We start from the raw sequence: 6875 nt of genomic DNA, 5'->3' as shown, positions 1-6875 counted from the left end.
TGACCAGGTCGTCGTCGGTCACGCAGTAGCGCGAGGGGCGCAGGCCGTTGCGGTCGAGCGTGGCGCCGATCTGGCGGCCGTCGGTGAAGACGATGGAGGCCGGGCCGTCCCACGGCTCCAGCATGGCCGCGTGGTACTCGTAGAAGGCGCGGCGGCGCGGCTCCATGGTCGCGTGCTGCTCCCACGGCTCCGGGATCATCATCATCACGGCCTGGCTGATCGGGTAGCCGGCCATGGTCAGCAGCTCGAGGCAGTTGTCGAAGGTGGCGGTGTCGGACTGGCCGGCGAAGCTGATCGGGTAGAGCTTGGCCAGGTCGGCGCCGAGCACGGGCGAGCTCATCACGCCCTCGCGCGCCTTCATCCAGTTGTAGTTGCCCTTGACGGTGTTGATCTCGCCGTTGTGCGCGACGTAGCGGTACGGGTGGGCCAGCGGCCACTCGGGGAAGGTGTTGGTCGAGAAGCGCTGGTGCACCAGGCCCAGGGCGGAGACGCAGCGCGGGTCCTGCAGGTCCAGGTAGTAGGTGCCCACCTGGTCGGCCAGCAGCAGGCCCTTGTAGACCACGGTGCGGCTGGACATGCTGGGGACGTAGTACTCCTTGCTGTGCTTCAGGCGCAGGTTCTGGATGGCGGCGCTGGCGGTCTTGCGGATCACGTAGAGCTTGCGCTCCAGCGCGTCCTGCACGATGACGTCGGCGCCGCGGCCGATGAACAGCTGCCGCATGATCGGCTCCTTGTCGCGCACGGCGGGCGACATGGGCATCTCGCGGTTGACGGGCACGTCGCGCCAGCCCAGCAGCACCTGGCCCTCGGCGGCGATGGCGCGCTCCAGCTCCTGCTCGCAGGCCAGGCGAGAGGCGTGCTCCTTGGGCAGGAAGACCATGCCCACCCCGTACTCGCCGGGCGGCGGCAGCGTCACGCCCTGGCGCGCCATCTCCTCGCGGTACAGCGCATCGGGCAGCTGGATCAGGATGCCGGCGCCGTCGCCCATCAGCTTGTCGGCGCCCACGGCGCCGCGGTGGTCGAGGTTCTCCAGGATCTTCAGCGCCTGGGTCACGATGGCATGGCTCTTCTCGCCCTTGATGTGGGCCACGAAGCCGACGCCGCAGGCGTCGTGTTCATCGGCTGCCGAGTACAGGCCGTGCTGCTGAAGGTGGTCGATTTCGGCTGCCGTGGTCATGGCACGTTCTCCTAGGGTTTTCTCGGGGGATTCGGAGCATACGGCGCTGCACAAACAATGCCAAACACTTTAATAGGGGTCAGATTCCATTTAAAAGTCGACAAAATCAATCGAAAATAAATTGGGGACATATCAAAAGAAGGAGCAAAGAGCCTTTGCAAAACGGCCATTCGGGCCAGATTCAGGCAGGTGCCGAAGGGCCGGATCTGCGCGGCCGGCCGGGCGTGGCCTTCACCAGCCGCCGTCCGGTGTGCTGCTGGAGCGCAGCAAGGAAGGCCGGGTCGCCCAGCACCCAGCCCTGCTCGACGGCGCGGTCGAGGGCCTCTTCCACCGCCGGCGCCACGCCCTGGTGCACGCGCTCGGCATAGGCGGCCTCGCGCTCGAAGGGCGTGTTGCCCAGGCGCCAGTACGGCGCCGGCGGGGTCAGGATGCGGTCGCTGGCCTGCCCCAGGTAGTGCGCGTGGCTGGACCAGGGGTATAGCCGCGGCTCCGGCACCAGCCCGGCGCGCACCGGGCGCAGGTCCATGGCGGCCATGCACGGCAGCAGGTAGCGCTCGGGCTGCAGGATGGTGGCGCGGTAGCGGCCGTCCCACAGCGTGCCGCTGCGGCCGTGCCGGTCGTTGAAGTGGCGCACGTAGCGGCGCCCCACCGCCTGCATCCACTGCGGCAGCGCGTCGGCGCCGGCCGGCGTGGCCAGCAGCCGGAAGTGGTCGTCCATCAGCACGTAGGCGTGCAGCGCGACGCCGAAGCGCCGCGCGTTCTCGCCCAGCAGCGCCAGCAGCATCTGGCGGTCCGTCGCGTCGGCGAAGACCGGCTGGCGGTTGTGCCCGCGCTGCAGCAGGTAGTGGAGCTGGTTCGGCAGCGCCAAGCGGGCGAGGCGGGCCATGCGGTGGTTTGCGGATGCGCGCTACGGCAGCGCGAAGCGGGTGTCGCCCAGCGCCTGCAGGCCGAAGGTCTCCAGCAGTTCGCGCAGGCGCGCGGCGGCGCTGGCCTTCCGGTGCCCGGTGCGGCGGGCGATGATGAGTTCGTTCTTCAGGCTGTGTTCCCAGCCGACCAGTTCCGTCACCGTGACCTGGTAGCCGCGCGCCTCCAGGTACAGGCAGCGCAGCACGTTGGTGAGCTGGCTGCCGACCTCGCGCGTGTGCAGCGGGTGGCGCCACAGTTCGGCCAGCGGCGTGCGCGCCAGGGCCAGCGCCTTGTTCTGCCGCAGGCAGGACGCCACCTCGGCCTGGCAGCAGGGCACCAGCACCATGAAGCGCGCCTCCTTGGCCAGCCCGAAGGCGATGGCGTCGTCGGTGGCGGTGTCGCAGGCGTGCAGCGCCGTCACCACGTCGATGCGCTGCGGCAGTTCGCCGCTGGTGGTGGATTCGGCGACCGACAACGGCAAGAAGCGCATGCGCTCGAAAGCCAGCCGTTCGGCCAGCGCGCGCGAGCGCTCGACCAGCTCGGCGCGGGTCTCGATGCCGTAGACCCAGCCGCCGCGCTCGCGGAAGAACAGGTCGTAGAGGATGAAGCCCAGGTAGGACTTGCCGGCGCCGTGGTCGGCCAGCGTGGCCTGCGCGCCGCCGTCCGGCAGTTCGAGCAGCAGCTTCTCGATGAACTGCACCAGGTGCTGCACCTGCTTGAGCTTGCGCCGCGAGTCCTGGTTGATGCGGCCCTCGCGGGTGAGGATGTGCAGTTCCTTGAGCAGTTCGGTGGACTGGCCGGGCCGCAGGCCCAGCGCCTGGGCTGCCTCGGCGGCGGCGTCGACCGTCCGCTTCTGCGCATGGCGGGTCATGGGCGCGTTCCTTCGTCGTGGGGGCCGACGTCCAGCGCCTGCCAGCCGGCGTCGCCCAGGGCCTCCAGGCGCTCGATGTTGCGCTCGAAGATCTCGGCCGCGTCCGGGAAGGCCTGCACGGCGCGCTCGACGCTGTCTTCGCGCAGCAGGTGCAGCGTGGGGTACGGCGAGCGGTTGGTGGCGTTGCCGATGTCGGCGGCTCGCGTGCCTGCGAACTGGAAGCGCGGGTGGAAGCTGGCCAGTTGCAGCACGCCCTCGTGCCCGGCGCGGCGCAGGCCGCGCTCGGCCCAGCCGACCCAGTCGTTGAACGCCAGGAAGTCGTGCAGCGCATGGGGCACGACCAGCAGCGTGGTGTCGCGCTCGGCCGGGTCGAGGCGCAGCAGGTCGTCGGCCTCGGTCAGCAGCGCTTCCAGCAGGCCGCCCTCGTCGTCAGCCGGATAGACGGCCACGTGCACCTGCCCCTTGGCGCGCACCGCCTTGGCGAAGGGGCACAGGTTCAGTCCGATGACGGCGCGCTCCATCCAGCGCAGCGTGTCGGCGACGGCCTGCGAGGGTGTGGTCATCGCCGCGCCCCCGCATGCCGCGCCAACCGCATGGCGATCAGCGCGCCGACGGCCGAGCAGCCGAGCGTGAACACCCAGGTCCACTGCCATCCGCCCACCCGGTGCGCCAGCCAGGCGACGACGGGCGGCGCCGCGAACTGCCCGAAGGACGACACCTGCTGCATGAAGCCCACCGTGGTCGAGACCGTGTCGGGCCGGGGCGCCACCCGCACCGAGAGCATGAACAGCGTGGCCGGCACCGCGCCGCCGCACATGGAGAACAGACACACCGCCAGGTAGCGCACCGTGGGCGACAGGCCGTCCGACAGCGCCGGCCCGGCCTGCGCGAAGGCGGCCACGCTGCCGATGCTCATGCAGGCGAAGCCCAGGCCCAGCAGCCGCCCGGGCGGCCAGCCCGCCTGCAGCAGGCGGCCGGCACCGATGTTGCCCACCATGTTGAGCGCCGCCGCCAGCGCGGTGAGCAGCGCCGTCGCCAGCGCCGACATGCCGGCCTGCGCATAGACGGTGGGCAGGAAGCCGATGACCGACATCCACTGCGCCGAGTACACGCCGAAGGCCAGCGCCACGCCCCAGGGCCCGCCCGCGCGCAGCGTGGCAGCCAGCCGCGCCTGCCAGGCACCCCCGCCCTGCCCCGCCGGCGCGGCGGCGGCGTGCCCCGGCGGATCGGCCGGCACGGCGGCTGCCACCAGCGCGCAGGCCAACACCGACAGCCCGGCCACCAGCCACCACCACCCGCGCCAGCCCGCCAGCCCGATCAGCAGCGGGCCGGCCAGCAGCCCCAGGGCGACGCCGAAGGGCATGTAGGCGCCCCACAGCCCGAGCGCCGTCTTCTCGGCGCCGGCCGGCGCCAGCCGGCGGATCAGGCCCGGTGCCGGCATCACGGCCAGCAGGAAGCCGATGCCCTCCACCGCCCGCCAGCCGAGCAGCCAGCCCACCGGATGCGCGACCCGGTCCGCCAGGCCGCCCGCAGCGCCTGCGAGCGTCAGCAGCGCCAGGCCCAGCAGCATGCTGCGCCGCAGGCCGAGGCTGTCGGCCGCCAGGCCGGCCACCAGCCCCAGGCACATGCCGGCGGCCTGCACCAGCGAGAGCATGAAGCCCGAGGCGACCAGGCCCAGGCCCAGCGCCTGCCCCAGGGCCGGCAGCGCCGGCGGCAGCTTGCCCACGTGCAGCGCGGCCGCCACGCCGCCCGCCACCACCACGAGCACGGCCAGGGGCACGCGGTGCCGGGCCGATGCGCTCAGTCCGTCCATCGCACCCCCGTGATGCGCTCGTGCTCGCGCATGGCGAAGCGGTCGGTCATGCCGGCGATGTAGTCCGCCACCGCGCGATGCCGGTCCGGCCGGGCGGCGAAGCTGTCGGGCAGCGCGGCGGTACCGTCCACGTAGGCGGCGAACAGCTCGCGCACCGCCTGCTGCGCCCGCCCTGTCGTCTGCATCACCTGCGGATGGCGGTACAGGTTGTCGAACAGGAAGCGCTTGAGCTGCGCCGACTGCGCCCGCATCGCCTCGCCGAAGCGCACCAGCGGCGGCAGCCGCCGCACCGCGTCCTCGTCGGCGGGCGCGGCCTGCGCCAGCGCCTCGCGCGTGGCGTCGATCACGTCGTAGACCTGCGCGCTGAGCATGCGGCGGATGGCCTCGTACAGCAGGCGCCGGCCCGCCAGGCGCGGATGCTCGCGCAGCGCCTCCCGGCGGTGCCGCTCGAACAGCTCGACTTCCGCCAGCGCCTCCATGCTCAGCAGGCCGGAGCGCACGCCGTCGTCGATGTCGTGGGCGTTGTAGGCGATCTCGTCGGCCAGGTTCGTCAGTTGCGCCTCCAGGCTCGGCTGGGTGCGCTCCAGGAAGCGCCGCCCCACCCCGCCGGGCTCGCGCGCCTCCAGCGCCTGCGCATGCGCGCGCGAGCAGTGCTTGAGGATGCCCTCGCGGGTCTCGAAGCTGAGGTTCAAGCCATCGAAATCGGGGTAGCGGTGCTCCAGCGCATCCACCACGCGCAGGCTCTGCAGGTTGTGCTCGAAGCCGCCGTGGTCGGCCATGCAGCCGTCCAACGCGTCCTGCCCGGCATGGCCGAAAGGCGTGTGGCCGAGGTCGTGCGCCAGCGCGATGGCCTCGACCAGGTCCTCGTTCAGGCCCAGCGGCCGCGCGATGGAGCGCGCCAGCTGCGCCACCTCCAGCGAGTGCGTCAACCGGGTGCGGAACAGGTCGCCCTCGTGGTTGAGGAAGACCTGCGTCTTGTAGACCAGCCGGCGGAAGGCGGTGGAGTGGACGATGCGGTCGCGGTCGCGCTGGAAGTCGTCGCGCGTGGGCGCCGGCGGCTCCGGATGGCGGCGGCCGCGGCTGCGCGCCGGATGGCTGGCGTAGGGTACGGTCATGGACCTCGACGCGCGGCGCCGGTCGCCAGCGCCTTGCTCAGCCGCAGCATTGCGCCAGCACCTCGCGCACCAGGCCGTCCGGCGCGGGGCGGGTCACGGCCGCGCCCGGGCGCTCCAGCACGACGAAGCGGATCTCGCCGGCCTCGGCCTTCTTGTCCACGCGCATCAGGTCCAGGTAGCGGTCAGCGCCCAGTTGCGGGCCCCGCACGGGCAGCCCGGCGCGCTCGACCAGGGCGGTGAAGCGGCGCACGAAGGCCTCGTCCACGCCGCCCAGGCGCTGCGACAGGTGCGCCGCCATCACCATGCCGCAGCCCACCGCCTCGCCGTGCAGCCATTCGCCATAGCCCAGGCCGGACTCGATGGCATGGCCGAAGGTGTGGCCGAAGTTGAGGATCGCCCGCAGGCCGGCCTCGCGCTCGTCCTGGCCAACCACCGCGGCCTTGATCTCGCAGCTGCGCCGCACGGCACGCGCCAGCGCGGCGGGCTCGCGCGCAACCAGGTCGTCGATGTGGGCCTCGATCCAGTCGAGGAAGGCCATGTCGGCGATCGGGCCGTACTTGATCACCTCGGCCAGGCCGGCAGCGATCTCGCGCTGCGGCAGGGTCCGCAGCGTGTCCAGGTCGCACACCACCTGCAGCGGCTGGTAGAAGGCGCCGATCATGTTCTTGCCCAGCGGGTGGTTGATCGCCGTCTTGCCGCCCACCGAGGAATCCACCTGCGCCAGCAGCGTGGTCGGCACCTGCACGAAGGGCACGCCGCGCATGTAGCAGGCCGCGGCGAAGCCCGTCATGTCGCCCACCACGCCGCCGCCGAGCGCGAACAGCACCGTCTTGCGATCGCAGCCGTGCCCCAGCAGCGCGTCGAAGATGGTGTTGAGCGTCGCCCAGTCCTTGTGTGCCTCGCCGTCCGGCAGCTCGATCACGTGCACTTGGCCGAAACGCGGCGCCAGCGCCGAGCGCAGGGCCTGCGCGTACAGCGGCGCGACGGTGGCGT

At 72.0% G+C, this 6875-nt stretch carries 6 protein-coding genes and 1 pseudogene; all 7 read right to left on the bottom strand.

From position 1 onward, the window contains the following. A pseudogene (locus ACIY1X_RS10995) lies at nt 1-1177 on the bottom strand (glutamate synthase subunit alpha); the annotation flags it as partial. A 181-nt stretch (nt 1178-1358) separates the two neighbouring features. Then, nucleotides 1359-2063 carry a transposase gene (locus ACIY1X_RS10990; RefSeq protein ID WP_399680508.1) on the bottom strand — a complete coding sequence of 235 codons (705 nt, stop codon included), beginning with the start codon at nt 2061-2063 and terminating at the stop codon, nt 1359-1361. 21 nt (nt 2064-2084) lie between these two features. After that, nucleotides 2085-2954, bottom strand: a complete 870-nt coding sequence (locus ACIY1X_RS10985) for a class I SAM-dependent methyltransferase (protein ID WP_399680506.1) — start codon at nt 2952-2954, stop codon at nt 2085-2087. Continuing rightward, nucleotides 2951-3517 (bottom strand): DUF1415 domain-containing protein, encoded by a 567-nt coding sequence (locus ACIY1X_RS10980; protein ID WP_399680505.1) that lies wholly within the window; start codon nt 3515-3517, stop codon nt 2951-2953. The genes ACIY1X_RS10985 and ACIY1X_RS10980 overlap by 4 nt, the downstream gene beginning before the upstream one ends. After that, nucleotides 3514-4767, bottom strand: a complete 1254-nt coding sequence (locus tag ACIY1X_RS10975; protein WP_399680503.1) for a CynX/NimT family MFS transporter — start codon at nt 4765-4767, stop codon at nt 3514-3516. The genes ACIY1X_RS10980 and ACIY1X_RS10975 overlap by 4 nt, the downstream gene beginning before the upstream one ends. Then, nucleotides 4755-5882 carry a deoxyguanosinetriphosphate triphosphohydrolase gene (locus ACIY1X_RS10970; RefSeq protein ID WP_399680502.1) on the bottom strand — a complete coding sequence of 376 codons (1128 nt, stop codon included), beginning with the start codon at nt 5880-5882 and terminating at the stop codon, nt 4755-4757. The genes ACIY1X_RS10975 and ACIY1X_RS10970 overlap by 13 nt, the downstream gene beginning before the upstream one ends. A 37-nt stretch (nt 5883-5919) precedes the next feature. Beyond that, nucleotides 5920-6858 (bottom strand): 3-dehydroquinate synthase, encoded by a 939-nt coding sequence (aroB, locus tag ACIY1X_RS10965; RefSeq protein WP_399680512.1) that lies wholly within the window; start codon nt 6856-6858, stop codon nt 5920-5922. Nucleotides 6859-6875: the final 17 nt, after the last annotated feature.

Origin of the sequence: Xenophilus sp., assembly GCF_044462705.1 — a bacterium.
Lineage (GTDB): Bacteria > Pseudomonadota > Gammaproteobacteria > Burkholderiales > Burkholderiaceae_C > Xenophilus > Xenophilus azovorans.
The sequence above is the reverse complement of the archived record's forward strand: the minus strand, read 5'-3'. Positions and strand labels throughout refer to the sequence as shown.

Bases quoted from the DNA above. Each gene is read 5' to 3' on its own strand.
- ACIY1X_RS10990 (WP_399680508.1), bottom strand. From the start codon at position 2,063: ATGGCCCGCCTCGCCCGCTTGGCGCTGCCGAACCAGCTCCACTACCTG.
- ACIY1X_RS10985 (WP_399680506.1), bottom strand. From the start codon at position 2,954: ATGACCCGCCATGCGCAGAAGCGGACGGTCGACGCCGCCGCCGAGGCA.
- ACIY1X_RS10975 (WP_399680503.1), bottom strand. From the start codon at position 4,767: ATGGACGGACTGAGCGCATCGGCCCGGCACCGCGTGCCCCTGGCCGTG.
- ACIY1X_RS10970 (WP_399680502.1), bottom strand. From the start codon at position 5,882: ATGACCGTACCCTACGCCAGCCATCCGGCGCGCAGCCGCGGCCGCCGC.
- ACIY1X_RS10980 (WP_399680505.1), bottom strand. From the start codon at position 3,517: ATGACCACACCCTCGCAGGCCGTCGCCGACACGCTGCGCTGGATGGAG.